Source organism: Micromonospora sp. NPDC048935 (assembly GCF_043197875.1).
Lineage (GTDB): Bacteria > Actinomycetota > Actinomycetes > Mycobacteriales > Micromonosporaceae > Micromonospora.
In genome coordinates, this window is sequence record NZ_JBICTZ010000001.1 from 238,897 (window position 1) to 264,302 (window position 25,406).

The following is a 25,406-nucleotide window of genomic DNA, read 5'->3' on the forward strand; positions in this document are numbered from 1 at the left end:
GCGCGACTGCCTCCGCGTGCGCGACTGCCTCCGCGTGCGCGACTGCCTCCGCGTGCGCGACTGCCTCCGCGTGCGCGACTGCCTCCGCGTGCGCGACTGCCTCCGCGTGCGCGACCGCTTCCGTGCGCGACTGCCTCCGGGTGCCGACTGCTCCTGTGTGCGACCGCCTCGGCGGGGCCGGACGAGCACCCCGACCGTTCTGCCGTGGCGCACCCGCCAGCGACGCTAGGTCGGCACTGATGTCTCCGCCGCCGCTGTTGCCGCCGTCGCACGCTTCGGTTTGGCGGGCGGGGCGAGGGCGTAGCCGTCGTCACGACGCACCACCATGGACAGCTCCTCCAGCAGGGACAGTTTGCGCAACGCCGTCCGCACGTCGACACCGGCGCGGGCAGCGAGCCGATCCACCCCCATCGCACCTCGGCCGGGCAGCGCCTCCAACAGTGACCGCGTGTCGTCGTCGAGCGCGTCGGCGGGCCGCTGAGGCCCGCGCGTCAACGGGGCCAGGTCAGCGCCGATCCGACCCACCTCCTCCAACACGTGCGCCACTCCGGTGACCAGCCGAGCCTTGTCGGGGTACTCACGGAGCAGCTCGTGCGCGCCGACGGACATCGCCGACGTCACCGGCCCCGGCACCACCATCGCCAGCCGACCGGTGTAGATGGCCCGTCGAGCGGTCTGCGTCGCACCACTGCGCGCCGACGCCTCCACCACAACGGTGCCCCGGGTGCCTCCGGCGATCACCCGGTTGCGGATCAGGAACCGGGGCCGCAGTGGTTCGGCCCCCGGCGGCCACTCGCTGACCAACAGCCCGGTGTCGGCGATCCGGTCGAAGAGCGCGGCGTTGCCCATCGGATACGGCCGGTCCACACCACAGGCGAGCACCGCCACGGTCAGCCCGCCAGCGTTGAGGGCACCCCGGTGCGCGGCGGCGTCGATGCCGAACGCGCCGCCGGAGACAACCGTCCAGCCCCGATCGGCCAGCCCGTATCCCAGCTCGGTCGCGACATGCTGGCCGTAGCCGGTGGCAGCCCGCGCACCCACAACGGCCACCGAGCGGTCCAGCGCTTCGCCGAGCGGCCAACTGCCGCGTACCCAGAAGCAGAGCGGTGGGGCGGTCTCACCGTCCACCCGGCGGCTGACGTCCGGCAGACGCAGCGTGGCCAAGCCGTCGACCCGGGCCGGCCATTCCTCGTCATCCGGTGTGACCAGTCGGGCACCCAGTCGGGTTGCCCGCTCCAGGGCCTCCGCCGCCACCGCCCGCGCGTCGCCGGCCGCCGAGCGTGCGGCAACCGTGCTGTGCAGCCAACCGTCCGGGCTGCCGCCGTCGAGCAGCAGGTCCAGGGTCGCCACCGGGCCGTGCCGTTCGACAAGTCGGTGCACCGCGCGGGTGCCCGGCTCGGCCAACCAGGCCAGCGCTACCCGGGCCAGCCTGCGCTCCTCGTCGGCGCTCATGTCGCCTCTCCCGTCCGTAGTTGAAGCGCCTCCCGAACGTCATCCAGATCTGGTCGGTCCCGACCGTCCAGGTCAGCGATGGTCCAGGCCATCCGGATCACCCGGTCGAAGCCGCGTGCCGACAACGAGCCGGAGTCGAGCCGTCCACGCAACTCGGCGGTGACGCGGGCGGGCAGCCGCCACGGCGGTCGGCGCAGGTGCGGGCCTTCCACCTCGGCGTTGAGCCGTCGGCCGAGGCCGTCCCAGCGGGCGGCCGCCGCCTGCCGGGCCGCCGATACCCGGGCGGCGACCGTCGCCGAGGACTCGACGCCGCCGTCGGGTGCCAGCAACTCCGCCGCCGTCACCGGCATCAACCGCACCTGTACGTCGATCCGGTCGAGCAGTGGCCCGGAGAGCCGGCCGAGGTAGCGGCGGCGGGCCAGCGGGCTGCACTCACAGTGCGCGTCGCCGGATGGTTTAGCGCGTGTTGACATGGGGGGTACTGCGAAGGTCTGTCGCAACAGCAGCGGAGGCGGGGCCGCCGACGCGGGCCGCCCCCGGCCTCCGCTGCAGGGTGATTTCCCTGTCAGCTTGGCCGACGCCGCCCGCTGAACTGAATCAGGTCACCCGTGTCGCCCTGCTGGGCATCCCGCAACGTCGCCGCGATGCCCTTGAACCGACCCGACTCCTCAGCCCGAGCCAACGCCGACTCCGACACCAAGTCAAGCTTCGCATCAACCGCGGCAAGGCGTTCTTCGATCAGGCACCGGGTGCGGTCCCCGGACCGGTCGCACACCCACTGGGCGGCTTTGACGGTGCCAAGGATGCCAATGAGGCCCGTCCACAGCGGTGTTACGCCGATTGTGGGTGTGGGTAGCTCGCCGGATGTGTACAGGGCGAAGTAGAACCCGAAGAGGGCCAACAGGACGACTGCGACGACGCCACAGACGTTGGCGACGGTGACATAAACCGGGGTGTCTTCAGTGGTGGTGGTGGTGCGTTCGTAGGTCATGCGGTGGTGCTCCGTTCTCAATTTCGCAGGGGAGTGCGATCGGGAGCGCGCGGTGAGGTGCGCGTGTCCCGCGCCGCGTCTCAACCGGGAGGGAGTGCGGCGGTCGCAGACCGTGCGCGGTGAGGGCACACGGGCTGCCAGGGGTGTGAGGCACCTGAGTGGCTAGCCGGGCGGTGGTGACGGGGGTTGGGTTCGCCCGTCGTGGTGCGTCGAATGATGCCCGGTGTGGGGGTGCTCCCAGCGTGGCGGTGCGGGTGTACGCCCGGGGCCGGCGGTGTGGTCGAGGGTGCGCAAGCTGACAGCTGGCCGGTGGTCGGCGTGGTCGTCACCGGGGCTGATGCGGGGGCCGCGCTGTGTGGTCGGTGCTGCGTCGCCAGGCTGAACGTGCTCCCGCTGGACTACCTGACTGCGGCCCGGCGGCACCGCGGCAGGCGCGGGGGGCGTGGCGGTGTGCGCGTCCGGGTGTTGGACGGCAATGGTGGGTGCGCCCGAGCCGGTACCGCCTGGCACGGGGGGACCGACGGGGGCCGGCTCGGGCGCAGTCTGAGTACCACCGGGGGTGGTGGTGTTGGCGGCCGGTGCGACGTCCGGGGTGATGGCGGGGGTCACCGCGGCGGCAGGCTCGACGGGGGTGGCGGCCTGCGACTCGGGCGGCGTGACAGCCTCAACCGCGGTGTCGGTGACTTCATCGACGACACGTCCCGCCTCGGGCAGGTGGGGTAACGCGGCCGGCGCCCGGGTGATGTCACCAATGGCAGCAGCCGTGTCGGCGAGCGCCTGGTTGATGAGTTCCCGGCCCGACTGGGGCTGGTCGTCGGTGGCCGGCTGGTTGTTGAGGATCTGCCCGGGGGTGTCAACAATTTCGTGGATGGTGTCGGTGTTGGGCTGGTCGTCGGCGTGGGCGGGGCTGCCTAGGGCGAGGGCGATGCCGAGTCCGGCGCCGGTGCCCAGTCCGGCGAGCAGCAGGAGGCGTCGACGGCGACGCCTGTGCTGCGTCGGTTTGCGCATCGGATCCTCCCCAGGGATGCCGGCTGGTCGGTGGTGCGTGTTACATGCTGTTCACCTTCGCGAATAGTTGCGGTGGGAACTATCCGGCAGGTGGCGGCCCTTTCACCCCTAACGATGCCGCATGTGTGGGCCGTTCGGTTGACCCCTGTTTGGGGGTCGCGGCAAGCTCGCGCGGCAACATTGAGTAGTTGATCTCAGCGTGTTGAGTAGTCGATACTGCCCGAACCGACGCAGGCGGCAACTCTCACATGTACTGACAGGCAGATGGTGAAAAGGTTCCACGAACGCATATCCCACAAGGCGGGACTGTCGTTAACCTGCGGCTACGCGTGCGCCGGCCCCGGCAACATCCAACGATCGCCCGGCAGCAACTCCGGCTTCGGCGGCGACTCCGGCTCGTCCGGATCCAAACGCCACACAACGAACACCGGCACACCATCATCGAACCCGCCCGACAGGCGGTCGTCCAGGCGCTCCCGCTCCGGGGCCGTCGGCATGCGCGTCTCCACCTGCACCACATTGGTCAGGTCGATCGGCTCTTTGTCGTACAGGGGTCGCACCCGGCTAGTTTTGCCTTGCCGGGTGACAACAAGCCCCTCCGAGCGGAGGATCGCCTTCGCCAGGCGCACCAGACCACGAGACACGTCGTGGGTTTCGCATAACCACCGGTCGGAGGGAATGCGGGCACCGGGCGCAAGCTCCCCGGACAGGATTTGATCGCGAAGCAGCGCGGCCAGCTCCTCGGAGCTGATCGACGGCGCCGGTCGGATCACGACGCGATTGTGTGTGTACCGCCGAGCAGGGCATCAGGCGGTCATGTCTGTACAAGTTGCGCGTGGGAAGTGGACTCGGCCCGCACCCACCTCTGTGGGGTGCGGGCCGGGCGAAACTGATGCTAGGCGGCGGGTGTGACAGCCGCGCACTCCTCGAACGGTTGCCGCATCCCCCGCGCCCGGTAGCCCGACCAGCCACCACACCTGGGGCAGCGGACCTGCACGTCGCCCGGCTTGGCGTACAACTGGCCGTCGCAGTTCGGCCCGTCGGGCTCGAACCAGTTGTCGCACTCGCCGATCCACAGCGCGTACTCCCGCCACCGGTTGGTGTAGCAGTCCCAGTCACCAACCACCACACCGGTCGGGTCCTGGACGGTCATGTAGCGGGCTCCGGCGAGGCAGAGGAGTCGTCGGGCGTTCCTTCGGGCGGTCGGCCAATCCGGGTGAGCGCTGGTCGTCTCGACGGCGGGCAGGGACCGATGGGCACGCCACGACGTGTGCACCGTCCACGGCCGGGCGGTGTGGTCGCCCGGCTCGGCCACGGTGGCGAGGTCAGTCACGCCGCCGCCTTGGTTTCGTCCTTGGGGAAGACCTTCGCCAGGGCGGTCTGAAGCGCCTCGTACTTCTCGCCTTCCATGGCACCTTCGCCGACGTGCCAGAACAGCGCGCCGTGAATCAGCGCCTCGGTCTCTGGCTTGCTGAGCTTGAGTAAGGGCCAGTGGTGCTCGGCGGGCAGCAGCCCGGCGTGGGTGATGGCGTCCACCGCCATGAAGGCGAATCGCTCCGCCTCCTGGGCGGAGACACCGAGCAGCATGATCCCCTTGCGGGCCTCGGCCACCGCCGTGTAGCTACTCCAGTTGATCAGATCGCCATCACCGGTGGTCGGTGTGAACTGGCTCATCTCACCCTTCCTCTCCTTGATCGTTCGTGGGGTTCATAACGGGGGCTTATGGACCTACTGCCCGTGTGTGTTCGGCGAGGGTGTGGAGGTAGGCGGCGACCTGCCGGGCGAGCTGGTCACCCGGCACGGTCCGCACGACGAGGTCAGTCACGGCGCGCTCGCTCGGCGTTCATTGCGGCAACGATGGTCGGGAGCATGTCGACCGGAACATCGGCAAGAGTGCGCAGGGTCGTAGCGGATCCGGCCTCGAAGCCGTCGAGCCACAGGTCGAGGTCGGCACGGGTGTGGATGCCCGACCGAGCGGTGCGGTCGTCCGGCTCGAACCCGGTGGCCGGGCCTGTCACCGCTGCCGTCCGGCCTGCCGACGCGCCAGCGGGGGCGGGTTGAGACTGCGGAACGTGCCGTCCGGGTTTAGCGCCCACATCCGCCAGAAGTTGCCGACGACGCCTCGGTTGGTGGTTGCGAACAGCGCTCGCTCCTCGGCGGTTTCCAACTGCACCTGACCGGGCTTCACGATCCCGTGGCCGCCCGCCTCATCGGTGTAGTCGACCGAGATCCAGTCGTTCGCGAACTGTCGTGGCCGTGCGGTGCGGCCTCGGCTCTTACCTCGGATGATCAGCATTAGCCTCTCCTTGATCGTCTTGGTCTCTGTGGACATCGTCAAATGGGAGTTATCGCGATGCAGGGACGGGCGGGCCGTCGGCTTGCTCGATCGCCTCACGCAGCGAGATCCGCTCGGCGGGCGGCACAGCAGGTATGGAACGGTCGCGGCGGATCAGCACCAGTGACCACGTCCGACCGGAGGCGACCTTGCAGAACTTCGCCCCACCTCCGTGAAGGTGGGCGAGCACCGCGATGCGGCGCACGGGTATCCACCCCTCGAAGGTGTGCCGGCGAAGTCGACGCCAGATCACGAAGCCACCCCCGCGGGCAGGTGCACGTCGCGGGCGGGGATGACGCCGGTGGGCCGGTACGGGGCCACCACCGGCCCGTCCAGCCACGCAGCCACATCGGCAACCAAGGCATCAACGTCGAAGCAGTGAAGGACACGCACGCCGCGGTGCTGCGCATACCGCACCTCCGACGCGGTCGCCTCACCCACAATCCCGTCCGGAACCACGGCGATCACCACATCGGAACGGTTCATGGCCGCATAGTGGCGGGCGGTCAAGTGGCGAATCTGCTCGGCGGTCGCAGGCCGCTCACCCGGCAGTGGTGGGCACGGGGCGTGAACAAGATGCCCAGCCAACGCCAACGCACGTTCCACCCGGCGCAGGTCGTGGCCGGCGCGGGCCAGGCTGCCGCACAGGGTGATAGTCAACGGGTTCCTGACGTCGCTGCTCACTCGCCATCTCCAACGGTCCGAGACAACGACTTGGGGTCAACGTAAGAGTCCGGCAGCCGTTCGCCGTGCTCTGCGAGTAGTCGGGCGGCGTTGGCTTTCCGCCAGCACGGGCAGTCGGCAAGGTTGTAGTCGGCGCTGCTGCCCTCGAAGTGGCAGGCCGTGTCCTTCTCGATGGCCAGCTTGCACAGGGCGGCCGAGCAGCACACACAGTTCGGGCACGGCTCGGACGCGGGACGCTCCCAGTGGTGGAAGTCCCCGGCGTTCCAGGTGATCGGGTTGTCGGTCATCGGCGCTCCTCAGGCTCGTTGCGGCAGGTGGTGGAGCAGAAGTCCCGGCCACCCGGCTGGGCGACCTTCCAGCCGCACTGCTTGGCTCTGCTGCGCACCTGGCCGAAGGTGCCGATGTCGTTGAACGCGTTGAAGCAGTCCCGACCGTCGCAGGCGACCTCCGTGTACTGGCGGGCGGTCATCGGCCCGCACCCGCCGAGGTATCCAGCAGGTCACGGGCAGCGGTCACGCGGGCGAACGCCTCACCGTCGCCGCCGTGGTCCGGATGGGTCTGTCGAGACGCCTGCCGGAAAGCGGCGCGGCGCACCTCCGCATCCGACAGCACCCGTTCCGCCGTCACACCCGCATCCGCGTAGCCAGCCAGCAGCCGCGCTGCGTCGTCCGCGGTCATCTGCCCGCTGGGGGAACCCGACGGCAAGGCGGTCCATCCACGATATTGCTCACCCGACTTCGACACCCCGTACCGGTCGACCGCCCGCAGTGCCTGCAACGACAAGGCGACCGCGCGCACGTTGGCCTGCCAGTGCGCGTACTCGTCGGTGGCGTAGGTGAGCGGCCCGTGCTTCGACTCGAACGACACTTTGACGCCGGGGAATCCGACACGCGCGTTGGCGCGGAGCATCCCATCGCGACGCAGGTCCGCTGCCGTGACGTCGACTTGGATGACGACTAGGCGGGCACCGAGCAGCAGGGTTTCTTTGGCAATCAGGTCGAGGGTTGCCGACCATGGGGCACGGAACGCCGAGCCGGATTGACGGTTGCGGGTGACAGGCCCGGTCCACGGGCCGAGGGGGCGTATCTCGTAGCGCTGGTCTGCCATTGGGTGCTCCTTCGTGGTCTGGGTGGCTGCCGCTCGCGCCGGACACACGTTCCGGCGCGGCGGTACGCCCCTCAGGCCGTGCGGGCGTGCTCCCACGCCTCGTCTTCGTCCGGGTCAGCCCACCTGACACCACGCTCGGTGCGGTGCAAGCCCTCATGCCCGGCGGGACCAGCGACGCACGGCACGATCGGGTCGTTGTTCAGCGGCAGCAGTGCGGCATCGCACGGCATGAACAACGGCCGGTCGGACACGGGGAACACCTGCTCCGGGTTGCGGCACACCTGATCCCACGCCATCGGGTCGGAGTTGTCGTCGTCGAACCAGTGCTCACCCGGTTGCCCACCCCAGCCCTTGGCGGCGTCGTCGTCGCGCCAGAACAGGCGCAGCCGGGTGGAGGCGGTCGGGCCGTTGTCGACGACGACGCGGGCACGGTCGCCGGGCTCGGGGACGGTGGTGGCGGTCTGCTGGTCGGTCATGCGTTGCTCCGATCGTGGTTGAGGGCCAGGTCGTACAGGCGCTGCACCTCGTCAGCCCCCAGACGGGTGTGCGCTTCAGCCCACGTCCCCGCAACTGTTCGGGCGTGACGGCACGCCTCGGCCACGTCCAGCGCCCTCAGGGTCGGGTGGTCGACGTACCGGGCGGGGTAGTTGTCGCGGGCGTACCCGTAGCCCTCCCGCACCGCCTTCCACACGAACATCAGGGCAGCGCCCCGGTCCAGGTCCGTCATGTCGTCCCACGACGGCAGGCCAGATGCGTCAAGCCACGGCTTCGGCTCCATGCGACCACCCAGGCAGCGGTTACCGCGCGGCCCGTGAATGGGCAGCAGGAACCGCTTGTGGGTGATGCCGTACCGGTTTTCGACGGCGGGCTGATCGTGGCGGTCGGTGAGCGGGTGCACCTCGTCGCAGGTCTTGCAGGCACCCGACCCGAGGGGGATAGGGCGGCAGGTGGGCTGGGTGGTGGTGCCGGTCTCGGTCATGCGGTGTCTCCGTCCGTCGGTTGGGTGCTGCCTTCGCTGGCGGTCTTGGTCTTCTCGGCGAGTAGGTCGGACAGCCACCGCACTTCCGCGTTGGCCCTGGCCGCAGCCTCTTCCGCCTTCCGCAGGTACGCGGCGACGGCTTCCGGTGCTGCGTACTCGGCGAACGCCTTTCGGTTCTTGATCACCGCCACCGGGGAGTCCTCGCTTTCGAGTGGGACGGCAACGAGGTGCGGGTCAGTTGTTGGCAGGCAGGGCCACGGTGGCAATGAGCAGCGGGTGAGGCTGCCACGACACGTGGGCGTGCAAAACCCGACCGACGCCAGACGTGTCGGCGAACGCGGTCATGTCATTGACGTTGCCGAGCCGCGCGACAAGCTGCACCGTGCGGGCGTCGCTGCCAAGGTCGGCGGCCACATGACGGATCACGTCATCGGCCGTCCACGTAAACGTCACTGCCATCTGCGCGGCGTCGAACAACGACATCCGCTCGGCCACCTTCGACGCCCAAGCGGGGATGCGAGGGTCGCTGCGGTCGCGGATCGCATGGTCGGGCATGGGCATGCCCTTCGCCGGTAGACCCGCCTCGGCCCGTGCGGCGGTGGCGTCCACCTTGGCGAGAGTGATCGGTCCAGCGTTGACCAGCGCCCGGGTGCGCCGCTCGTGACTGGCGTTGGCCCAGTTTTCGGCCAAATTCGCCGTGGCTTCCTCACGGGTCTGTTTGTGGCCAGGGATCATGTGTGACTCCTTCGCTGCTTGTGTACACCAGTGTACACTCGTGGACGACAGATAACATCCGTGTCATGGCGAAGAGGGGTAAGTTGACTGCCACCGAGAAAAGCGTCCGAGACACGCGAGAGCACCTTGCCGACGTGCTCTATGACGCTGCGGGCGGCAAGGTCACTTACGTCACCAGCAGGGGGCGGCGCATCGCTGCCGTCGTTCCACTGACTGTCGCGGATGATGCGGTGAATGAGTCCGGGGACGAAACCCAGTCGCCTACCTGACACCGCGACATCCGGATGGCGGGTGCCCAATGTGTAATCAGCTCACCACCATGGCTGGGGTGAGCAGACTCAACCAGAAGCAGAAGATCGGCCTCGGTGTCGCCGTGCTCGTCGGCCTGTGCTGCTGCGGCTCCGGCATCGGCAACGCCCTCGGCGGCAACAACCCAGGCGAGCCGAAACCGTCGCCAACCGTGCACGTCGACCAGCTCGTCAACGACGACCCAACCCCGTCGGATGAGCAGCCCGAAACGGTGGCCGAGCCGACAACAGCAGCACCCCGCGAGCCCGCACCCAAGCCGTCCCGCAGCAGCAGCCCACCCAAGGAGCCCTACTACAAGAACTGCGACGCGGTGAGGGCTGCCGGCGCTGACCCCCTGTCTCCGGGTGACCCCGGTTTCCGGCCCGAGCTGGACCGTGACGGGGACGGGGAAGCGTGCGAACCGGACGGCGGCAACGGCGACACCGGGCCAGCCCCCGACGGCGACGTGTACTACGCCAACTGCACGGCGGTGAGGGCTGCCGGTGCGGCACCCATCCGCAAAGGTGACCCCGGCTACTCCCGCAAACTCGACCGGGACGGCGACGGGGTCGGCTGCGAATAGCCCCCGGGCGCGACAAAGCCCCAACCTCGATCAGGTTGGGGCTTTCGTCGCCGGGTTAGCGGCGGGCCACGTCCAGGATCGACCCGTAAAACTGGGAGCCGTCAACCAGTTCGACACGCACCCCGCCCGGTTTCGACGAGCCACCCCACTCCGCGTACGTCTGCACAGTGCGAACACCCGGATGCTGGCCTACCTGCACCACCTGTGCAATGGCCTGCGCCCAGGACACCGCATCCGTCGGGGCAGCCTGGACCGGCCCTGCCGGGGGTGGGTGCAGCCACCCGCCCACATAGGTGACACCCGACTCGGCTTTAACGAGCTGCATGCTGGCGGCACCGACGGTCACCCCCACGGGTTTCGGGCCACCGTCGGTTGACCAGCGGGTGACAGTGCCGGCCCACGGCTGGGCGGACAGGGAAGCGGCCAACCAGCCTTCGAAGTCGCGGACGTTCACGCCGTACGCCTTCCCGAATCCGACTTTGCCCCCTGGGTTGAGCCTGAGTTCTCCGCCATCGACCACTGACCTGAACCGGCGCGCGTCGTCTTGCGCATGCCAACCCGCGGCATCGCTTTACGGGGTGCCACCTGAGAGATGCGTTGGGGTTTAACGCCGATGAGAGCTGCGGCGTCGCGTACCGACATGGAGTGGCGAGACACCATCTCCTGCGCCAACAGCACCGTCTGCTGCGCTACACGCTGTTCGTCGATGCGAACACGGTCGCGTAGGGCTCGCAGTTCGGCGGCTGCCTCATCCAACTGCTTGTCCCCGGTGTGGTACTCGTAGGCGAGTCGCAGCGTCGCTTCGGCACCGTTGGGAAGATCCTCGGTGAGGGCGATGACTTCGCGGACGGCCTGGTCGAGGCCGGGGAGGTTGCGGGCGTAGGTGTGGGTGCCGTCGAGTTCGGGCACGTCGGCTAGCCATGCGCCGGCCTCGCGGGTGACAACGACCCGGTATGCGTGTTCGCTCATCGCAGCCAGCCCTCTCCGAAGACGGGTTCCATGTCTTTCTCGATGGCTCGTAGGGTGCCGTTGGGTATGTCGCCGGGGTGTTGGGCGACGGTGGTTCGGGCGGTCACGGTTTCCCCGTTGTGGGTGGTTGACGCCTCGTAGCGGCGGTGTGATCCGCGTTGGCGGGTCTCTTTGCCGCCAAGCTTCTCAATCCGCTGGTTGACTTCGCGCGCCCTCATACCGTATAGCCTAGTAAAGCCGCTAGACAAACGTCAAGCGGCTTTACACTCGATCGGGCTACGGGGGTGGGTAGCGCAGCTCAGCAGTGCTCCAACGGCAACTGATCTTCGCCGGAATCCGCAGGCCACTCCAAGATGACGTGGACGATTGGGTCACCGACGGCCCGCTTGTGCTTGCGCCGGGCGGACTGCTTCGCGGCCAGGATGGTGCTCGCCCGCCGGCTGGCCCACACGTGGTAGGGCACCATGTACCGGAATCCATCGGTGTCAGTCCTCGTCCCCATCCTGTGATTGTGAGGTCACTGGGCGACGTTTGTCTATTTATTGCGGGTTCGCGTTCTCGCAAAGACGCTGGTGGCGGTCACCGACGCAACCCAAAGCGCGGATGGTTGGGGTCGCAGACTCGGCACCGGCACGGGTCCGACCACACGGCCACCTTCCGGCGGTGCCCGTCTTCCACAAGCTGCCGACGGGCCGGGTTGTTCGGGTCGCACCCGGCGCGGGCAAGGTAGGCGAGCGCCGCAGGTTCCCACCACGCCAGGTCGTCGGAGTGCGGCTGCCAACCCCACAGCTCCAGCTCACCCAACCATCCGTTGCAGCCGGAGCACAACAGGCCGCGTACACACCGGCCGCACGCGCTGCGATGGTCGGGGCAGCACACGTGGTCGTGGTCAACGAACAAGGGGGCAGCGTCCCAGCCGCGCAGGTTCCCCCCACCGCAAATGCCGCACACCCCTTCTTGGGCGTCACGCAGCTCCCGGTACCGCTCGGGGGTGAGGCGGTGCCGGGTGAGCGCCTTACGGGGCATCTCGGTGGAGCACACGTCGAAGATGCTCACGTCGGGAAGCTCAAGGACAAAGCGGAACTCGCGCGCGGCGCCGCTCACAGGTGGGCGTTCTCCAACCTCTGCGCGGCCCGGGTGGCTGCCCGAACCTGGTCGATCAGCATCCTCGCTTCCTCCTCCAACGCGGCCTCCATGGCAGCGCGGCGAGCCGACATGTGCGCCACCAGCAACGCTTCCGCTTTAGCTGGTAACCCGGCCTCCAACACGACAGCCACCTCTGGTGTCCCGCCTATGGGCGGTGTCGACAAGTCAACCGGTGTGCCGCCACCGAGGACGCGTTGGATGCTGCCGGTCTCCCACTGCAATGCCCGTTCCAGCGCGGCGGCAGTGCGGTCATGCAACCGATCCTTGTGGCCGCTCTCGACCTTCGCAACGGTGCGCTGGGAGATGGGTCCACGCTCGCCGAGCTGCTTTTGGCTGAGGCCAAGCACGATGCGCCGGTTCCGGACGGCGCGGGCAAGGCGGGCCATCGGGCTGGGCTGGTCGGGGATCTCTGGTGGGGCGATGGCCACAGCGGGGCAGGGGAACGGCACAGGGGTGAGGGGCCTGCCGTCGGGGCTGTAGGAGCAGCCGCGGCAGATGAGTGCGGTGGTGTTGGGGAAGTCGTGGGGTATCCACGGGTCGTGGAAGGGTGGAGCGGAGTGGGCGGGTGGGGCGCTGCGGTTCCTGCGGGTCATAGGCCACCCCCGAACGTTGGTTGATCAACGAACGGCCAGGTTAACGGCTTGCGTGCGGGGGCGACAGGATCGTTCGGGTCAGTCGGCGTGGACGGGTCGGTGTAGATCGGGCCGGTTGCAGCACACATCCCAGCCGGAATGGGCAGGGCAGCATTCGGTGTCGCCCGAGGTGGGGCAGTAGTACGGCGCGCACTTCTTCCGGGTCAGGCCGGCAGCGCGAATGGCGTCACCAATGGCGGTGACAGCCTTGCCGAGGTTGGTCGCTACGGCGGCGATGGACAAAGCGTCGCGGGGTGACGTCGTCATGCGGCGAGTCCTTCCCGAATGAGTGGCGTGTCGGCGTGCGCCTTGTCGTTGAAACTGCCGGCGACGATCAGGTAGCCGCATGCCGCGCATTCGAGCACAGCACCGTCGGGTGGGGCGTCGAACCAGACCAGCGGGCCGGGGCACGGGGCATCGTCGGTCATGTCGTCGCTCCCTTCTCGTAGTCGGCGGCCGATGCCTCCCGGTCGTGGACGTCGCACACGTACAGCAGGTCGCCTGACGTGCGAGGGCGGCCGAACAGCACGCCATCGGTGGTCACCAGGTAGGTGACCACCGGCATGCGGAGGCACTGGTCGGATGCGCACACGCGAGGCTCGTAGCGTTCCTGCTCGAACAGGATTGGTTTCGGGCTCATGGTTCCTCCATGTCAGATGGGTGCGGTGGTGCTGGCTTTCAGGATTGGCGACGCACCAAACACATGATCAAACACTTCGGTGCAAGCCGGGCATTCCCGGCCGTCATGGTCGCCGCAATCCCCGTCGTCCGGACAGCCCACCCGTCGTTCCGCCCACTGCTCGACGGGGCTCGACACGCCGCATTCGGGGCATGTCCACGTGTCGGAGGCGGGGGCATCCCACCAGCCCGTGCGGTCCTCGGCGGTCACGGTGCCTCCGTTCGGTCAGGCGTCAACCAGATGGGCGGCGGCACGTACTCGGTCGTCCCGGTCCGGCGCGAACAGGTCGTACACGGTCACCGGTAGGCCGAACGTCACCTCGGCCAGCGTGTCCGGCGCCAGCCGCGCCCACGGGCGATCCCGGCGAAGTCCGTCCATCGCCGTCTGCCACTGCTCGGCCCGAGGCAGGTCGTACCACTGATCAGGCGACAATTCATGTCCGGCGATCTCCGGGTTGGGGAACTGGTCGCACACCGAATACGACAGCACCACCGGTTCGTCATCCCGGGATCGCAGCAGTCCGGTTACCTGCCCCCAGCCCTGATCGGACCACTGGTCCTTGGGTCCGTCCGGGGTGTTTGAGTACCACAGGCCACGCCGGTACAACCCGGCCGTCAACCCCTGATCGATGATGTCGGCCAGCCACGCACGGTCTGGGCCTTCCACCCAGCAGTGCGACTCGCACCAGCCGTCGACCTTCGCCGCCACCCGCACCGCATCCGAGCCGGCAACGAGGGCGGTATTCAGGTCCACGTTGGTTGTGTGCAGCTCGACATCGGCCACCACCATCCGCAGGCCGTCGACCCGCAGCGCCACCCGCACGGCGTTGATGAGCCGCTGCTGAGGTTCATGGCTGGTCGGCCCTGCCAGGGGTTGTCCGGGCTGCCACCCTGCGTACACCCGCTTGTTGGCCTGTTCCTGCGCTTCGGCGTCTCGAAGGTAGGTGTGCAGGTAGTTCGCGCCGTAGAGGCCATCCGGCACCTCCGAAACGAGGGCGAGAATGTCGCGCACCCGGTCAATGCCCTGCTGCGGGTCGAGACCCCAGGCTGTTTCGGCAGGGCCGCGGGCGAGACTTCGCAGCCATGCGCGTTCACTGCCGCGCAGCTCGGCGTCGCCAGAGGGGGAGTGGAAGTAGACACGGCTCATCGGGTGGCCTCCGTCCGGGCGGGGGTGCGGGGAACCAGCAGGAACGTGTGCCGATCCTCGATGAGTGTCGTGTACCGGCCCGGCGCCGCACACATGCGCACGGGTGTGCCCGTCTCCCGCCAGCGCCGCAGCACGGTCACGTACTCGTCCCAGGCATCCGGGGTGGCATCGGGCAGCCACGCGGTGATCGAGGCCGTGCTGACGCGGGAGTTGGGGTCGCCGGGCAGGAACGTCTGCTCGCCGCCGGTGGTGTCCACGAACCGGCCGAACCCGTCCACCAGGTCGACGGTGAGGCTGCGGGTGTTCGCGTCCACGCCGACGCGGGTGACGGTCAGGCCGTCAACGTCGGCATCAAGGTCGAGGTCGCCGGGCATGGCCAGCAGAGCGGCGGCAGGGCTCCGGCTCATCGCGTCGCCTCCTGCCGCTGCTTCACGATCTCATCCACCAGCGCCGCGATCACCACGCGAGGGTCACCGGGCGGGCAGGTGCACACCTGCGGCAGGCCAGCATCGCAGTGCCCGCACATCTCCATCCACGGGGCAACCTCGGCCAAGTCCAGGGGCAGCGACGCCGTCGGCTGGTCGGCGGTGATGGCGAAGTAGGCGACCCGCAGCCGCTCGCGCACCACATCCCCGTCGGAGACGACGCAGCCCTGCTGGACGCGCCCGTGGGGGATGAGCCGGAGGGCTTGCAGCATCGGCAGGGACAGGTTGCCGCGGATCCGCTCACGCTCGGCGGCAACAGCCTCGGCCACGTCAATCCGGTCAGCTCTGGTGATGATAGGCCCGCTCACGGTCGCATCTCGATCCGCAGGGCGTCGAACAGCGGAGCCAAGTCGTCCCGGCTCAGATGCCCGTACCGGCCGGAACCGGAGCGCAGAACCACTTTGATCAGCAGTTCCTGGGCGGCGCGACGGGCGTCGTGCAGTTCGCCGAGAAGGCGTTGGCCCATGTCGTCGGCGGTGGCGAGCTGGTCACGCCATGAGAAGGCTTCATCGGTCGTGGGATTCCCTTCATCGGTCATGGTCGTCTCCGTTCGTCAGGCGTTGAGGTCGGCGTAAATCAGCACCACGCGGGCGGCCTGCACCGCGCGGCACGCCGGGCAGCCGGCGAATGCCGAGATCAGCGTGTGCTGGGTGCGGTCGAACGGCACCGGTTCGGTCTGGCAGGCAATGACGGCGAGGTTCGTCTGAAAGTCCATGTCGAGAACAAGATGACGGTCAAACACGGTCGTTTCCTTCGGGTCAGCCGCGCGAAACGGCGGGAGTAAGGTCGGCGATCCGAACGCAGGCGCGGCAGCCCACCGCAACGGTGTCCCGCATGACCACGACCGCGGCCGGACCGCGAACACCCAGCACCACACCGCACAAGGCGGCCACTGGTGGCGTTACCGTCCGGCAGTCGCGGCCAAGAAGGGTGGCGAACTGGATGAGAGTGTCAGGGATGTCGGCGTAGTGGGTGCGCCCGGAGCCGTGCCGGCGCACCTTGACACGAGACACGGCTTTCACCGTCGTCCCTGCGTTCCGTCTTCGCGAACCAGCAACGACGTTTCGATGCCGTGCCCCACCCGGCCGTCATCCCAGCGAACCGACGCCCGCCAGTACGGGTCGGCGAAGTGGCCGTAACGGTCACAGCCGATCACCGTGCCGACGCTGTTGGGGTCGCGCCAGGTGGTGACGCGCTCGCTCAGCTCCGGCTCCCACTCCCGCAGCGGCGGGTGGTCCTGGTCGATGGTCATGGTCATCTCCCCTCGGGTCGGTTACGCCAGTCGGCAGGGTCGGGGTTGTTCGGCATCTTCGCCAACGTCTGCCCGAGCTGCGCCCACTCCACCGCCTTCGCATGGTGGGTGACCCGCAGGGCGGTCACCTCGAAGTCGCGTTGCATCCGGTCGCACACGGTGGACAGGTCGTCGGGGCACGCCCAGGTGGTGGCCACGTCGCCGATGCGGGTGATCTGCCACATGGGCTCGCCGTCGCAAACCTCGCAGCGGAACGCGTAGCCGGATCCGGTGGGGGCGGTCATCAACTCACCTCCGTGTGGTGGGTGAGGAAGTAGTCCAGGTCGGCCACACCAGCGCCGGCAGCACCAACGTCGTACGTGACGTGCGGCTTGCCGTGGATGGTGGTCATGCCGGTGACAGTGAAGATGCGGCTGTCGTTGCCGGTCCACTGACTGTTGACCTGCGGAAGTGTTGTTGTGTCAGTCATTGGCACTCTCCGTTCACATCCGGGCGAACAGGGCTCGAATGGCCTGCCCAGGTGGACCCAACGGCCGCTCGTCGCACCTCGCGATCAAGCTCACTTCGTAGTCGTCGGCGACGATCAGCCGGTAGCCCTCCTGCGTCCGAACCGTGGTGGCGGTGGTCGCCGTTGAGTCGTCGCATCGCATCAGCTCGTATCGCAGCCACGCCGGCATGTTCGGCTCCAACTCAACGTCGTGCGGGCTCACGGCGCGGACGGTCAAGTTCTGTGTGCCGGTACGGATGCGGTCGCCGGGGTTCAGGTCGGCGGGAAGTTTCGCGGTCATGGGGATCTCCGTTCGTCAGCGGTCAGGATGTGATCGGGTGAACGGCAACCCACCGGTCATGGGCGGTTCGCACGTCGTCGGCCAACGCCCAACGGTCTGTGTGGAACCGGTACGCCTGCTCGCTGTGATCGATGCCGAGCAGGGTGACGCAGAGGATCGCCCACAGCTTGTCCAACACCTCCCCGTCGTCCCATCCGTGCTCGGCCGCGGTGACAGTCAGGTGGGGTTCGCTGGCGATGGCCTGGTCGATGAGGCTGGTGTTGATGGCGACGCCCGTCCAGTCGTACAGGGCGGCCTGGGCGGCTTCGAGTTCGAGGGTGCGGATGTCGGTCATGGTCGTTCTCCGTTCGTCAGGATTCGTGTTCGCCGGAACACCACGTGCACGGCGGGTTGGGCGTCGCGTTGCAGCGGCATCCCGGCTCGTACTCAACATCGTCAAGGTCGACGATGACCTTCGGCTTGGGGGCCGGCGGGTTCGCCTTGTAGCGGGCACGACGGCGGGCGTTGCGGGCGTCCTTCGTGGCCTGCCGCTCGGCGGCACGGTGCGCGGCGATCAACTCACCGAGCTGCTTCGCGGCGGCCCAGAAGTCATCGGCGGTTCGCATCTCGGTCACTTCTCGCCCCTCGTCCACAGCTTCTGGAACGCGGCCAGCGGGCCCATCTGGAACTCCCCGTCGTCGTTCCGCGCCGCCAAGGTGCAGAACTCGCGCACCTGCTCATGGCGGACGATCGCCGTGCCCGCACTGAACTCGCCCGTCACCCACGAGTAAAGGTTCAACCGGATGTAGAAGTTGTTCGCCGCGTCGACCATGCCGACGGGGCAGCGGTCGTTGTCCAAGCCGACGGCGAGCACGTCACCGGGCCGGACGGGGGTGACGTCCTTGCGGTACTTCTGCCCGGGGGTGCGGCGCTGCTTCGGCTTGCGGTTCCCAGTCGACTCCGGGGCGAACAGGAGGCTCGATCCGTCGTCGCGGGGCTTCAGGAGGACGCACCGCACCTCCCATGATCCGCCGAGTACGTGAGTGAGGGCGTCGGCGATGGCCGTCGACTGCGACGCGATGGTGACATGGATGGGCGACTTGAACTCGATGATCGCCTTCCCGTCCGTCGCTGACTGGGGGATCGCCTCGTGCAGGATCGCGGCGACACGCCGGTTGGTGCGTAGGACGTGGGCGACCACGTCGGGCCATTGGGGGAGCGTCGGGTAGGAGGGGATGGGCGTCGGGTTGGGAATGAAGTCAGGGTCTGTCATGCGGGTTGCCTCCTAGTTCGGGGATCTCGTCAAGGTTTGGTACTCAACCCGTTCAGCCCTGCTCGCCGTGCTCAAAGCGGGCCGAGCGGGCTGCGATATAGGCCGAAAGAACTTCGGGCGGACAAGGGATTTGGCGGTGGTAATGCGTGAGGTTGATGTTGCTCGTAGCGGGACCGCTCGCTTCCAGAAGCGTCTGGACCTCTAAAACCTGCGGGCCAGCCACAGGCATCACCCCTACCGACTTCGTGTCGCTACGCAGCAGAAATACGGAAGGTAGGTACATCGCCAGGCCCCGGATTGAGGCAACTCTCATGTGAACCAAGGTGCTGTGTTGAACCGGCTCGGGGATCGCCCCCAGCACCAGCACTCCGGGGCTAAGTAGGTTCTCGCTCGGATTCGCTGGCAGTTCGCCGGCAGCTAGGGCAATCCTGGCGCGGTCGCGGTTGTCGGCCTTGCCCTTCACCTCAACCCATTGATCGAGGGTCGGCAGGTAGAAGTCGGGTAGGTAGCGGTCGCCATTGGACAGGTTGTAGCCTTCAGTCTCGTACTGCCACCGGATGTCGAGGTGGTCGAAGAAGACGGCCCAACGAGCCTCTAGGCGGGAGCGGAAGCGACAACCGGCGTACCGGGTTTCGATAGGTTTCGGGTCGGTCATCGGTTGCTCCAATCGCTGTAGACACTGTCGTCTTCGGGGTTGCGGTATGCCTGATGGCTGCTGCCGAGATACGCGCCGATCGGCACGTCGTAGCGCTCCTGGTTCTCGTGACTGTTCCGCAGGATCCTCGGGTTACCCCGCTGGCCGCTCCGGGGCTGCTCGTTGCCCCGGGCGAGCCGGTCTCCACGACACGCCGCGCATCGGCGTGAGGCGTAGGTGGGGTGGATGCGGCACCGGCCGCGCCCGTTGTTGGTGCAGTCGGGGCAGTCGATGACCTTCGCGCTGTCGCCTTCGTACATGTTGCGGACTTCCACCTTGCCGCTGTCGTGGCAGGTGACGCAGTCAGGGCTGGTCGTGTCGTCACTGTCGCTGTTGCCGATTGGCCGGGCCAACTCGGTGAGCGCTTCTTGAACGTGGAAAGCAAGGTGACCTTTGCTGTGCAGGTCGGTCCACCAACCGAGCCCTCGGATGTGGGGGTTCTTGCCCTCGATGAACTCGACGACATCGGCGGCGAGGTGGGGCGGGCATCCGGCTTCGATGACCATGCGCTGCTGGGGTGCGAGGTTTGGATCTTCTGACGAAGTCGAGCCGTCTCTCTCTCGGTCTTCGTCAGGTGAGTCGCGCGGAGCAGGAACGGACGTTCGAGCCGGAGAGAGAGAAGTTGATGGTGGTTTTACTGATGGTCCTAATGGTTGCGTTCCACCATCGGAACTACCAGCACCAGAAGCGGAACTACCAGATGCGATCTTTGGAACTACCGTGGTTCCACCATCGGAACTACGGTCACTAGTTCCACCATCGGAACTACCAGCGGGGATCGTGATTCGGTACAGCGTCGGCCGGCGACTCGTCTCCCGGACTACTGTCAGCCAGCCAGCCTCCACCAGTGCAGCCACGGCGGCGCTCACGTTGGCCCGACGCCCGATGCCGGCCTTAGCCATGAGCCGGGGATAGGTGAGCCAGGCGAGGTCGGCAGTCGCGGACTTGTCGTCGTTTTTGTCTCGGGCGTGACGGGCATACGTCTCGGCTACGGCCTTTTCCGTCGCACTCAGATCCTCGGACTCCCACACGGCATCGCGGTAGATGTCCCGGACCCAACGCCCGGTCGCCGGTCGGGGGTCGGTCACGGGTTCAGGCCGCAGTAACCACGTCGGCCTGTGCGCGCTCCAGCTCATTGAGCAGAGCGGCCCACCTGAGGGCGTGTTCGCCGCGAGGCTTCGTCCGCCCCTCTTCCCAGCGCCAGATGGTGGATCTGTCGACGCCGATAGCGCTGCCGACGTCAGCGAGGGACAGGCGGGCGGTGAGGCGGATGGCTCGCCCGGTGCCGTCATTGGCCCGTCGGCGGGCGGTGGCGAGTAGCAGTAGGTGATCGGTGTCCATGGGTTCATTCTGCCCGAAGAACAACAGGCACGCAACATCCCTACTACCTTTCCATCCTCTTGCCTTACGCGTGACGCCTACTTGCCGACCCGTTGACGTGGACACGGAGCGAAATCCCCTACCGTATGGGGGTGACCAGCCAGCCAGCCACGTTGCCGCCCTCCACCCAGCACCAATGGCCCGACCCCGAAGACGGGCCGTGGCTGGCCACGCTCGCCTGGCAGGTCATCGACGGACGCCCGGAGTGCACGGGGCTGACCCTCGCCGCCGACGGTCGAATGCTGACCGCGTCGGTGGTGCGCAAGATTCCCGTGGCCGACTGGATTGCCGAAGATCGCGCCAGGTTGGCGCCGACACAGCCGGCAATCGGTGGACTGCGCGCCTCAACGGTTGAGCGGCTGAAGACAGCCGCCGAGGTGTACCAGCGGGCCAAGAGCGAAGGCTTGCCGCCCACCAAGGCTGTCGCCGCGCACTACGGCATCTCGCACGGAGGGGCGTCGAACCTCATCTCCCGCGCCCGCTCGGCAGGTCTGCTGCCACCAACATCACCGGGAGTGTCGACCGGGTAGCGGAATCGCCCAAATAGCTGTTACGCAGCGAAGTTGTCCGAGTTGATACCTGTAGCCGCATGGTCAAAGTCGTAGACTCGCCCGCATGGCCGTACCAGCGAGGGACATCGCCGCAGCCCTCCGGGATCGCCTTCCCGGCATTGGGTCCATGAAGCTGCACAAGCTTCTCTACTACTGCCAGGGCATCCACCTCGCCCACGTCGGCGAGCCGGCGTTCCCCGAGACGATCTCAGCGTGGGACATGGGGCCGGTCGTCGGATCCCTGTGGAAGGCCGAAGCCGACGGCACGACCACGCCCGCGACCACGCCCGCCACTGCGGAGCTGGACAACGCGACGCTGGGCACCATCAGCTACGTGATCAGCACCTACGGGAACCTGTCCGGCGCGGACCTATCGAAGCTCACCCACCAGGAAACCCCGTGGATCCGCGGTGACGAGGAACGACGCAGACGCGGCGAGCCCAGCGCCAAAATCCGCACCGAATGGATCGGCGACTACTTCAGCAACCCGGCCCGGGACGAGGACGAAGCCGTCGTGGACGCGGACATGATCCGCAAGTGGCTGTCAGAGGTGGCGGCGAGCCCTGAGCCTAGGCCGGGGGAGCCTGCAACCAGGGAGAGTTTGGCGGCCTGGGCGCAGCGTGCCGCCTGAGCCCGAGTGGCAGGTGTTCGGCTACGACGATTGCCTTGACTTGTGGGCTGCCGTTGAGGACCCGCCTGCCGAGCTGCGCATCCTGGTGGTGAAGTGGCTGATGTCTCGCCTGGAAGACCCGCACCGGGGGGTGAAGCGGGTCCGGGACTTCCCGAACTTGTGGTTCGGGAAAGTCGCCGAGTCTGACCACGGGTCGGGCGCTGCGGTGTGGTGCACCTACGAAATCGACGAAGCCAACCGCAGGGTTCACCTCAGGGCCGTTTCAACGCTCAACAACCCCGTCTAGCGGGACGGGGTCACGAGAAGCGGACGTACACCACTGTCGCGTCGTCAGATCGTTTGTTGCGTGGCCAGCGGACCCCGCTCGGGTCGGATCGTTCAGCGTTACGAACGTGGTCGATGAGGCTGGCCGGCCCATACCTGTCCAGCGTGTCGAGCATCCCGGTAGTGGACATGAGCCCGAACGATGCGGCACGCATTGCCCCGTCGGTAACCACAGCCATTCGGGTTACGTCCTTGCGGGCGAAATCGCCGGTGATGGCATGCCAGGCCGCGCCTGGGTTGGCCTCGGCCACCCAGTACCCCCCGTCCCGGTTTCGGGCCGCCAGTTCGAGTGGCTTCATCGACAGCAGGGCAGCGGCCTTCTCGGGCGATCCGATCGGATGCCGGTCCGCCTCGGTGCGCTGCTCTCTTGCCGTGTGGCTGACGCGGTCGTCAGTGACTGACTCGACCTGGCCGCCCACGTCGGCAATTACCGACACGTCGCCGAGCACCAGGTACTCAACGGTGTCGTCACTGATGCGAACGATCCCAGCGGCGGCCGATGGTGAGCCGGGGTGGGTCAGGTCGCAGGCGGGGTGAAGTGCCGCCACGTCGGCGATGGCTGCGGCAAGCGCGTCCGGCAGGGGCGCATCTTGGTCGTCGGCGCGGGTGGCAACTGCGGCACCTAGTTTCGTCGCGTACCAGGCCACCCCGTGCACACACCCGGTGTCGGTGCGGGCTGTGGCGCCGTCGAGTACCGCGATGACGTGCGGCGTGGTTGACACCCAATCTTCGTTGGGGCGATCGGGGGTGCCGGGTTCGCTGGCGACGACGACGCGCATTAGCCCACGCCTTCGTGCCGGTGAAGGTCGGTCAGCGGGGTCACTGCGGTGATGGCCTTCGTCTTCGGGTTGTATTGGCTTTCGACGAGCACCGAAAAGCGGCGAGTCTTGCACTGCTCCCACAGGTCACCGATGTTGGCTTCAACGTAGCTGGCCGCGCCGTTGGTGCCGGCGGCGTGAATACCGGCGAGGAAGAGGAAGTTGCCCTTGCCGTCGGGCCGGGGTAGCCGACCGATGTACGCGTAGTCGGAGTGACCGCCCGCGTCGGAGGGAGAGCGGTACTCCTTGCCGTTGGCCCGGTCGATGAGGTAGTTGCCGTTGTCGTCCTCGGCGAATCCGAAGCGTGGATCTGCTTCAAGTACCTGTCCGACAAAGGGCAGGAGTCGAGGCCCGCACAGCACGATGAGGCCGGGCCGGTTCAGGTTGACGTGCCCGGGTGGGGCCACTACCTCGATGGGTTCCGTCTTGAGGCCGAGTGAACGCGCTAGTTCGGCGAGCCGTTCGTAGGCGGCGGTGGCTTCGCCCGAGAGGAGGGTGGATTGTTTTCCGTCGGTGCGGCCGGCTTCGGGTTTGCCGCCGACCGCGATGGTGATGATGGTGCCGCTGCCGAGGAATGCCCGTTCGGGACGAGGCCCGGCATTGAGTAGTTGCCCGACGCGGGCGCGGGTCATCCCGAGTTGCTTGCCGATGTCGGTCTGCGACAGGCCGGTCGACATCATTTCTTCGATGGCCCCTCGGCGGACCTGTGCGGCTTCGTTGACGACGGACTGGTGCTCGCCGATGAGCTTGTTGGCGCTCATGGCGCGCACGGCGGGGTCGGTGATTTGTAGGAGGTCGCGCACCTCCGGGTGTTGAGGCTGGGGGTCGGTCATGGTGACAGCGTACTACTTCGCAAGCCCCCCTTGCGCTTGGGAGTGGTGGTAGCTACTGTGACTCTTGTGCCGCTGTAAAGGCCCCCTTGCGGGAGTCAAGTAGCGGTAGCGCAGCAAGGTAAGGAAAACCCCTGCACCAGCAGGTCCGGGAAGACAGCGCTGGTGCAGGGGCCCCACGGACTCCCCGAAAGGGAACCGCTATGCAGCAGGCTATCAACGCCGCCCCTGTCATCAGCGCGCCCGCCGAGGGCGACACCCGCTACTACGGCCCGTACCAGGTCACTCTGTCCCTGACGGTCGACAACGCGTTCAGCATCAACGTCCACGCTCGCACCGGCGGCCACCGCTACGACGAGCTGTGCTTCACCACCGCCGACGTCGACACCGCCAACCTCGTCCACCGGATCATCAAGGACGGCGGGGAGCAGGGCGTTCAGCCCGAGGGCATCCGCGAGGCACTGGACGCGGCGCTCCGTGAGGAACTGCTCCAGGTGCAGGAGCGCCACGACACGCCGTCCCGCAACCGGGTTGAGCACATCAACCTGGTGCTGGACCGCCTGGAGCAGCCGGTCGACACCGCCCGCATGGACGAGCTGGCCGCCACCCTGGGTCGCCCCCGGAACATGCGGGAGCTGCGCGACGCCATGCAGGCCGGCATCAACCGGCAGCGGGCGGAGGTGGCAGCCCGATGACCGCCCCCACCACAGCAACCGCCGCCTTCGACCCCATGTCGCAGCCGTGCCCCGACTGGTGCGTGCAGGACTCGTGCCCCGACCCGGGAGTGGTCGACCACTACTCCCGCGAGTGGGCGGGCCGTGACTACATGGACGGCGCGGAGTGGCGCGTTCAGGTCGTGCAGACGGTGACGGTCGCGGGCCCGAACCTGGCCTACATCAACGTCAACCGGGCTACCGGTTCGTACGCGTCGACAGCCGAGTTCACCCGGGCGCTCATGCAGGCCGAGGTGCTGAAGAACCGCATCAACGCCGACCGGGCTGCCGCCCTTAACCGTGCCGGCGGTGCCCAATGAGCGACAACCAGAACACCCCGGAGATCATCCACCCGGACTGGTGCCAGCGGGACCGCTGCGTCACCCACATCGACGGATCGGTCACCCACGGGCACCTGTTCGGGACGATCGCCGCCGACGAGGTGGAGATCGACGTGACGGTGGAACGCACCGACGCCCCCGACGAGAAGGGCAAGGTCAAGGCCGGTCCGGCGCGGGCGTACACCCGGATCAACCGCACGGGTGTCATGTCGGCGGGGAGCTTGGACCGGGTGACGCGGCTGATGGACAAGGCCACTGCGTTCTCCGGGCAGCGGATGGGCCGGTACTGACATGGACACCGTCGACATGCTGCGGGTCCTCACCGACGTTGCCGATGAACTGGTCACCGCCGACCAGCACGACACGTACGGCATCCCCGCCGATGTTCCCACCGGGGACGGCGAGGCGTACCGGCTGCTGCTCGTGGATGCGATCACCCGCGCGTGGGTGATGCGGCCTTTGCCGGACGACAAGCCGGGCACCGTGCCGCTGGTGTTGACCACGTTGGGTGAGTTCGTGGCCGCACGCATGAACCCGGGCCGGTACACGTCGGGGCGGGTGTTCGAGGTGCGTGACGGCAAGCTGGGCACACAGGCGGTGGCCCGGTGAACAT

At 67.7% G+C, this 25,406-nt stretch carries 51 protein-coding genes and 1 pseudogene; 9 read left to right on the forward strand and 43 right to left on the reverse strand.

The annotated features are described in order from the left end of the window. Positions 1-225: 225 nt before the first annotated feature. The 16 genes and pseudogenes from dprA to ACGFIW_RS01200 form a co-directional block, all read right to left on the reverse strand. The gene (gene dprA, locus ACGFIW_RS01125) at positions 226-1,452 is read right to left on the reverse strand and encodes a DNA-processing protein DprA (protein ID WP_393310306.1); all 1,227 of its coding nucleotides are present in this window, start codon (positions 1,450-1,452) and stop codon (positions 226-228) included. After that, a pseudogene (locus ACGFIW_RS01130) lies at positions 1,449-1,913 on the reverse strand (ATP-binding protein); the annotation flags it as partial. The gene dprA and the pseudogene ACGFIW_RS01130, both read right to left, overlap by 4 nt. Before the next feature lie 104 nt (positions 1,914-2,017). Further along, the gene (locus ACGFIW_RS01135) at positions 2,018-2,443 is read right to left on the reverse strand and encodes a hypothetical protein (RefSeq protein ID WP_393310307.1); all 426 of its coding nucleotides are present in this window, start codon (positions 2,441-2,443) and stop codon (positions 2,018-2,020) included. A 162-nt stretch (positions 2,444-2,605) separates the two neighbouring features. Next, a complete protein-coding gene (locus tag ACGFIW_RS01140) occupies positions 2,606-3,451 on the reverse strand; it encodes a hypothetical protein (protein ID WP_393310308.1) in 846 nt (281 codons plus the stop codon). A 323-nt stretch (positions 3,452-3,774) separates the two neighbouring features. Then, complete coding sequence (locus tag ACGFIW_RS01145; RefSeq protein WP_393310309.1) at positions 3,775-4,224, reverse strand: winged helix-turn-helix domain-containing protein; 450 nt, start codon at positions 4,222-4,224, stop codon at positions 3,775-3,777. A 122-nt stretch (positions 4,225-4,346) separates the two neighbouring features. Further along, entirely contained in the window at positions 4,347-4,784 is a 438-nt protein-coding gene (locus ACGFIW_RS01150; protein ID WP_393310310.1) for a hypothetical protein, read from the reverse strand. Continuing rightward, the gene (locus tag ACGFIW_RS01155; protein WP_393310311.1) at positions 4,781-5,125 is read right to left on the reverse strand and encodes a hypothetical protein; all 345 of its coding nucleotides are present in this window, start codon (positions 5,123-5,125) and stop codon (positions 4,781-4,783) included. Before ACGFIW_RS01155 ends, ACGFIW_RS01150 begins: the two co-directional genes overlap by 4 nt. A 340-nt stretch (positions 5,126-5,465) precedes the next feature. Beyond that, complete coding sequence (locus tag ACGFIW_RS01160; protein ID WP_393310312.1) at positions 5,466-5,783, reverse strand: hypothetical protein; 318 nt, start codon at positions 5,781-5,783, stop codon at positions 5,466-5,468. Between the two features lie 252 nt (positions 5,784-6,035). Beyond that, positions 6,036-6,470 carry a hypothetical protein gene (locus ACGFIW_RS01165; RefSeq protein ID WP_393310313.1) on the reverse strand — a complete coding sequence of 145 codons (435 nt, stop codon included), beginning with the start codon at positions 6,468-6,470 and terminating at the stop codon, positions 6,036-6,038. Continuing rightward, on the reverse strand, positions 6,467-6,757 hold the full coding sequence (locus tag ACGFIW_RS01170) for a hypothetical protein (RefSeq protein WP_393310314.1): 291 nt from the start codon (positions 6,755-6,757) through the stop codon (positions 6,467-6,469). The genes ACGFIW_RS01165 and ACGFIW_RS01170 overlap by 4 nt, the downstream gene beginning before the upstream one ends. Next, positions 6,754-6,939 (reverse strand): hypothetical protein, encoded by a 186-nt coding sequence (locus ACGFIW_RS01175; RefSeq protein ID WP_393310315.1) that lies wholly within the window; start codon positions 6,937-6,939, stop codon positions 6,754-6,756. Before ACGFIW_RS01175 ends, ACGFIW_RS01170 begins: the two co-directional genes overlap by 4 nt. After that, positions 6,936-7,577, reverse strand: coding sequence for a hypothetical protein (locus ACGFIW_RS01180; RefSeq protein WP_393310316.1), 642 nt, complete (start codon positions 7,575-7,577; stop codon positions 6,936-6,938). The genes ACGFIW_RS01175 and ACGFIW_RS01180 overlap by 4 nt, the downstream gene beginning before the upstream one ends. Positions 7,578-7,648: 71 nt before the next feature. Then, on the reverse strand, positions 7,649-8,053 hold the full coding sequence (locus ACGFIW_RS01185; RefSeq protein WP_393310317.1) for a hypothetical protein: 405 nt from the start codon (positions 8,051-8,053) through the stop codon (positions 7,649-7,651). Then, positions 8,050-8,556, reverse strand: a complete 507-nt coding sequence (locus tag ACGFIW_RS01190; protein ID WP_393310318.1) for a hypothetical protein — start codon at positions 8,554-8,556, stop codon at positions 8,050-8,052. The genes ACGFIW_RS01185 and ACGFIW_RS01190 overlap by 4 nt, the downstream gene beginning before the upstream one ends. Then, on the reverse strand, positions 8,553-8,747 hold the full coding sequence (locus ACGFIW_RS01195) for a hypothetical protein (protein ID WP_393310319.1): 195 nt from the start codon (positions 8,745-8,747) through the stop codon (positions 8,553-8,555). Before ACGFIW_RS01195 ends, ACGFIW_RS01190 begins: the two co-directional genes overlap by 4 nt. A 43-nt stretch (positions 8,748-8,790) precedes the next feature. After that, positions 8,791-9,291 (reverse strand): hypothetical protein, encoded by a 501-nt coding sequence (locus tag ACGFIW_RS01200; protein WP_393310320.1) that lies wholly within the window; start codon positions 9,289-9,291, stop codon positions 8,791-8,793. Between the two features lie 65 nt (positions 9,292-9,356). Here ACGFIW_RS01200 and ACGFIW_RS01205 point away from each other — a divergent pair, with 65 nt between their 5' ends. After that, entirely contained in the window at positions 9,357-9,560 is a 204-nt protein-coding gene (locus tag ACGFIW_RS01205) for a hypothetical protein (RefSeq protein WP_393310321.1), read from the forward strand. Between the two features lie 59 nt (positions 9,561-9,619). After that, on the forward strand, positions 9,620-10,162 hold the full coding sequence (locus ACGFIW_RS01210; RefSeq protein WP_393310322.1) for an excalibur calcium-binding domain-containing protein: 543 nt from the start codon (positions 9,620-9,622) through the stop codon (positions 10,160-10,162). A gap of 55 nt (positions 10,163-10,217) precedes the next feature. Here the strand turns inward: ACGFIW_RS01210 and ACGFIW_RS01215 are convergent, their stop codons facing one another. From ACGFIW_RS01215 to ACGFIW_RS01335, 25 genes are all read right to left on the reverse strand, one after another. Then, positions 10,218-10,616, reverse strand: a complete 399-nt coding sequence (locus ACGFIW_RS01215; protein WP_393310323.1) for a hypothetical protein — start codon at positions 10,614-10,616, stop codon at positions 10,218-10,220. Further along, entirely contained in the window at positions 10,613-11,131 is a 519-nt protein-coding gene (locus ACGFIW_RS01220) for a hypothetical protein (RefSeq protein WP_393310324.1), read from the reverse strand. The genes ACGFIW_RS01215 and ACGFIW_RS01220 overlap by 4 nt, the downstream gene beginning before the upstream one ends. Continuing rightward, the gene (locus ACGFIW_RS01225) at positions 11,128-11,349 is read right to left on the reverse strand and encodes a type II toxin-antitoxin system HicA family toxin (RefSeq protein ID WP_393310325.1); all 222 of its coding nucleotides are present in this window, start codon (positions 11,347-11,349) and stop codon (positions 11,128-11,130) included. Before ACGFIW_RS01225 ends, ACGFIW_RS01220 begins: the two co-directional genes overlap by 4 nt. An 80-nt stretch (positions 11,350-11,429) precedes the next feature. Continuing rightward, positions 11,430-11,633 carry a hypothetical protein gene (locus ACGFIW_RS01230; protein ID WP_393310326.1) on the reverse strand — a complete coding sequence of 68 codons (204 nt, stop codon included), beginning with the start codon at positions 11,631-11,633 and terminating at the stop codon, positions 11,430-11,432. A 77-nt stretch (positions 11,634-11,710) separates the two neighbouring features. Continuing rightward, complete coding sequence (locus ACGFIW_RS01235) at positions 11,711-12,187, reverse strand: endonuclease domain-containing protein (RefSeq protein WP_393310327.1); 477 nt, start codon at positions 12,185-12,187, stop codon at positions 11,711-11,713. A gap of 44 nt (positions 12,188-12,231) precedes the next feature. Continuing rightward, a complete protein-coding gene (locus ACGFIW_RS01240) occupies positions 12,232-12,705 on the reverse strand; it encodes a multiprotein-bridging factor 1 family protein (protein WP_393310328.1) in 474 nt (157 codons plus the stop codon). A gap of 243 nt (positions 12,706-12,948) precedes the next feature. After that, positions 12,949-13,176: a hypothetical protein gene (locus ACGFIW_RS01245; RefSeq protein ID WP_393310329.1), complete on the reverse strand. Its 228-nt coding sequence runs from the start codon at positions 13,174-13,176 to the stop codon at positions 12,949-12,951. After that, positions 13,173-13,337 carry a hypothetical protein gene (locus ACGFIW_RS01250; protein WP_393310330.1) on the reverse strand — a complete coding sequence of 55 codons (165 nt, stop codon included), beginning with the start codon at positions 13,335-13,337 and terminating at the stop codon, positions 13,173-13,175. The genes ACGFIW_RS01245 and ACGFIW_RS01250 overlap by 4 nt, the downstream gene beginning before the upstream one ends. Then, a complete protein-coding gene (locus ACGFIW_RS01255; RefSeq protein WP_393310331.1) occupies positions 13,334-13,549 on the reverse strand; it encodes a hypothetical protein in 216 nt (71 codons plus the stop codon). The genes ACGFIW_RS01250 and ACGFIW_RS01255 overlap by 4 nt, the downstream gene beginning before the upstream one ends. 12 nt (positions 13,550-13,561) lie before the next feature. After that, positions 13,562-13,798: a hypothetical protein gene (locus ACGFIW_RS01260; protein ID WP_393310332.1), complete on the reverse strand. Its 237-nt coding sequence runs from the start codon at positions 13,796-13,798 to the stop codon at positions 13,562-13,564. Positions 13,799-13,813: 15 nt separating this feature from the next. Continuing rightward, positions 13,814-14,734, reverse strand: coding sequence for a hypothetical protein (locus ACGFIW_RS01265; RefSeq protein WP_393310333.1), 921 nt, complete (start codon positions 14,732-14,734; stop codon positions 13,814-13,816). Then, positions 14,731-15,141: a hypothetical protein gene (locus ACGFIW_RS01270; RefSeq protein ID WP_393310334.1), complete on the reverse strand. Its 411-nt coding sequence runs from the start codon at positions 15,139-15,141 to the stop codon at positions 14,731-14,733. Before ACGFIW_RS01270 ends, ACGFIW_RS01265 begins: the two co-directional genes overlap by 4 nt. Next, a complete protein-coding gene (locus tag ACGFIW_RS01275) occupies positions 15,138-15,527 on the reverse strand; it encodes a hypothetical protein (RefSeq protein WP_393310335.1) in 390 nt (129 codons plus the stop codon). The genes ACGFIW_RS01270 and ACGFIW_RS01275 overlap by 4 nt, the downstream gene beginning before the upstream one ends. Next, positions 15,524-15,757, reverse strand: coding sequence for a hypothetical protein (locus tag ACGFIW_RS01280; RefSeq protein WP_393310336.1), 234 nt, complete (start codon positions 15,755-15,757; stop codon positions 15,524-15,526). The genes ACGFIW_RS01275 and ACGFIW_RS01280 overlap by 4 nt, the downstream gene beginning before the upstream one ends. A 15-nt stretch (positions 15,758-15,772) precedes the next feature. Then, a complete protein-coding gene (locus tag ACGFIW_RS01285) occupies positions 15,773-15,961 on the reverse strand; it encodes a hypothetical protein (protein WP_393310337.1) in 189 nt (62 codons plus the stop codon). A 276-nt stretch (positions 15,962-16,237) separates the two neighbouring features. Then, positions 16,238-16,471 (reverse strand): hypothetical protein, encoded by a 234-nt coding sequence (locus tag ACGFIW_RS01290; protein ID WP_393310338.1) that lies wholly within the window; start codon positions 16,469-16,471, stop codon positions 16,238-16,240. Positions 16,472-16,473: 2 nt separating this feature from the next. After that, the gene (locus ACGFIW_RS01295; protein WP_393310339.1) at positions 16,474-16,755 is read right to left on the reverse strand and encodes a hypothetical protein; all 282 of its coding nucleotides are present in this window, start codon (positions 16,753-16,755) and stop codon (positions 16,474-16,476) included. Further along, positions 16,755-16,940 carry a hypothetical protein gene (locus ACGFIW_RS01300; RefSeq protein ID WP_393310340.1) on the reverse strand — a complete coding sequence of 62 codons (186 nt, stop codon included), beginning with the start codon at positions 16,938-16,940 and terminating at the stop codon, positions 16,755-16,757. The genes ACGFIW_RS01295 and ACGFIW_RS01300 overlap by 1 nt, the downstream gene beginning before the upstream one ends. Positions 16,941-16,953: 13 nt before the next feature. Continuing rightward, positions 16,954-17,259, reverse strand: coding sequence for a hypothetical protein (locus ACGFIW_RS01305; protein ID WP_393310341.1), 306 nt, complete (start codon positions 17,257-17,259; stop codon positions 16,954-16,956). Positions 17,260-17,281: 22 nt separating this feature from the next. Then, positions 17,282-17,593, reverse strand: a complete 312-nt coding sequence (locus ACGFIW_RS01310; RefSeq protein ID WP_393310342.1) for a hypothetical protein — start codon at positions 17,591-17,593, stop codon at positions 17,282-17,284. A gap of 16 nt (positions 17,594-17,609) precedes the next feature. After that, on the reverse strand, positions 17,610-17,873 hold the full coding sequence (locus tag ACGFIW_RS01315; protein WP_393310343.1) for a hypothetical protein: 264 nt from the start codon (positions 17,871-17,873) through the stop codon (positions 17,610-17,612). Continuing rightward, positions 17,870-18,511 carry a hypothetical protein gene (locus ACGFIW_RS01320; protein ID WP_393310344.1) on the reverse strand — a complete coding sequence of 214 codons (642 nt, stop codon included), beginning with the start codon at positions 18,509-18,511 and terminating at the stop codon, positions 17,870-17,872. Before ACGFIW_RS01320 ends, ACGFIW_RS01315 begins: the two co-directional genes overlap by 4 nt. Before the next feature lie 52 nt (positions 18,512-18,563). After that, positions 18,564-19,166 (reverse strand): hypothetical protein, encoded by a 603-nt coding sequence (locus ACGFIW_RS01325; RefSeq protein ID WP_393310345.1) that lies wholly within the window; start codon positions 19,164-19,166, stop codon positions 18,564-18,566. Then, complete coding sequence (locus tag ACGFIW_RS01330) at positions 19,163-19,711, reverse strand: hypothetical protein (RefSeq protein ID WP_393310346.1); 549 nt, start codon at positions 19,709-19,711, stop codon at positions 19,163-19,165. The genes ACGFIW_RS01325 and ACGFIW_RS01330 overlap by 4 nt, the downstream gene beginning before the upstream one ends. A gap of 586 nt (positions 19,712-20,297) precedes the next feature. Continuing rightward, complete coding sequence (locus ACGFIW_RS01335) at positions 20,298-20,546, reverse strand: helix-turn-helix domain-containing protein (protein WP_393310347.1); 249 nt, start codon at positions 20,544-20,546, stop codon at positions 20,298-20,300. Positions 20,547-20,677: 131 nt separating this feature from the next. Between ACGFIW_RS01335 and ACGFIW_RS01340 the strand changes: the two genes are divergently transcribed. The 3 genes from ACGFIW_RS01340 (at position 20,678) to ACGFIW_RS01350 (ending at position 22,053) form a co-directional block, all read left to right on the forward strand. Then, entirely contained in the window at positions 20,678-21,115 is a 438-nt protein-coding gene (locus tag ACGFIW_RS01340) for a hypothetical protein (RefSeq protein WP_393310348.1), read from the forward strand. A gap of 148 nt (positions 21,116-21,263) precedes the next feature. Then, positions 21,264-21,767: a Panacea domain-containing protein gene (locus ACGFIW_RS01345; RefSeq protein WP_393310349.1), complete on the forward strand. Its 504-nt coding sequence runs from the start codon at positions 21,264-21,266 to the stop codon at positions 21,765-21,767. A gap of 13 nt (positions 21,768-21,780) precedes the next feature. Next, complete coding sequence (locus tag ACGFIW_RS01350; RefSeq protein ID WP_393310350.1) at positions 21,781-22,053, forward strand: hypothetical protein; 273 nt, start codon at positions 21,781-21,783, stop codon at positions 22,051-22,053. 10 nt (positions 22,054-22,063) lie between these two features. Here ACGFIW_RS01350 and ACGFIW_RS01355 read toward each other — a convergent pair whose 3' ends face one another. Beyond that, positions 22,064-22,870, reverse strand: a complete 807-nt coding sequence (locus tag ACGFIW_RS01355) for a protein phosphatase 2C domain-containing protein (RefSeq protein ID WP_393310351.1) — start codon at positions 22,868-22,870, stop codon at positions 22,064-22,066. Further along, positions 22,870-23,742, reverse strand: coding sequence for a sigma-70 family RNA polymerase sigma factor (locus tag ACGFIW_RS01360; protein ID WP_393310352.1), 873 nt, complete (start codon positions 23,740-23,742; stop codon positions 22,870-22,872). The genes ACGFIW_RS01355 and ACGFIW_RS01360 overlap by 1 nt, the downstream gene beginning before the upstream one ends. A gap of 200 nt (positions 23,743-23,942) precedes the next feature. Here ACGFIW_RS01360 and ACGFIW_RS01365 point away from each other — a divergent pair, with 200 nt between their 5' ends. From ACGFIW_RS01365 to ACGFIW_RS01380, 4 genes are read left to right on the forward strand one after another with little or no spacing between them, the layout of a single operon-like run. Beyond that, positions 23,943-24,434, forward strand: coding sequence for a hypothetical protein (locus tag ACGFIW_RS01365; RefSeq protein WP_393310353.1), 492 nt, complete (start codon positions 23,943-23,945; stop codon positions 24,432-24,434). Further along, on the forward strand, positions 24,431-24,772 hold the full coding sequence (locus ACGFIW_RS01370; RefSeq protein WP_393310354.1) for a hypothetical protein: 342 nt from the start codon (positions 24,431-24,433) through the stop codon (positions 24,770-24,772). Before ACGFIW_RS01365 ends, ACGFIW_RS01370 begins: the two co-directional genes overlap by 4 nt. Then, complete coding sequence (locus ACGFIW_RS01375) at positions 24,769-25,083, forward strand: hypothetical protein (RefSeq protein ID WP_393310355.1); 315 nt, start codon at positions 24,769-24,771, stop codon at positions 25,081-25,083. The genes ACGFIW_RS01370 and ACGFIW_RS01375 overlap by 4 nt, the downstream gene beginning before the upstream one ends. A gap of 1 nt (position 25,084) precedes the next feature. Continuing rightward, positions 25,085-25,402, forward strand: a complete 318-nt coding sequence (locus ACGFIW_RS01380; protein WP_393310356.1) for a hypothetical protein — start codon at positions 25,085-25,087, stop codon at positions 25,400-25,402. Positions 25,403-25,406 lie beyond the last annotated feature (4 nt).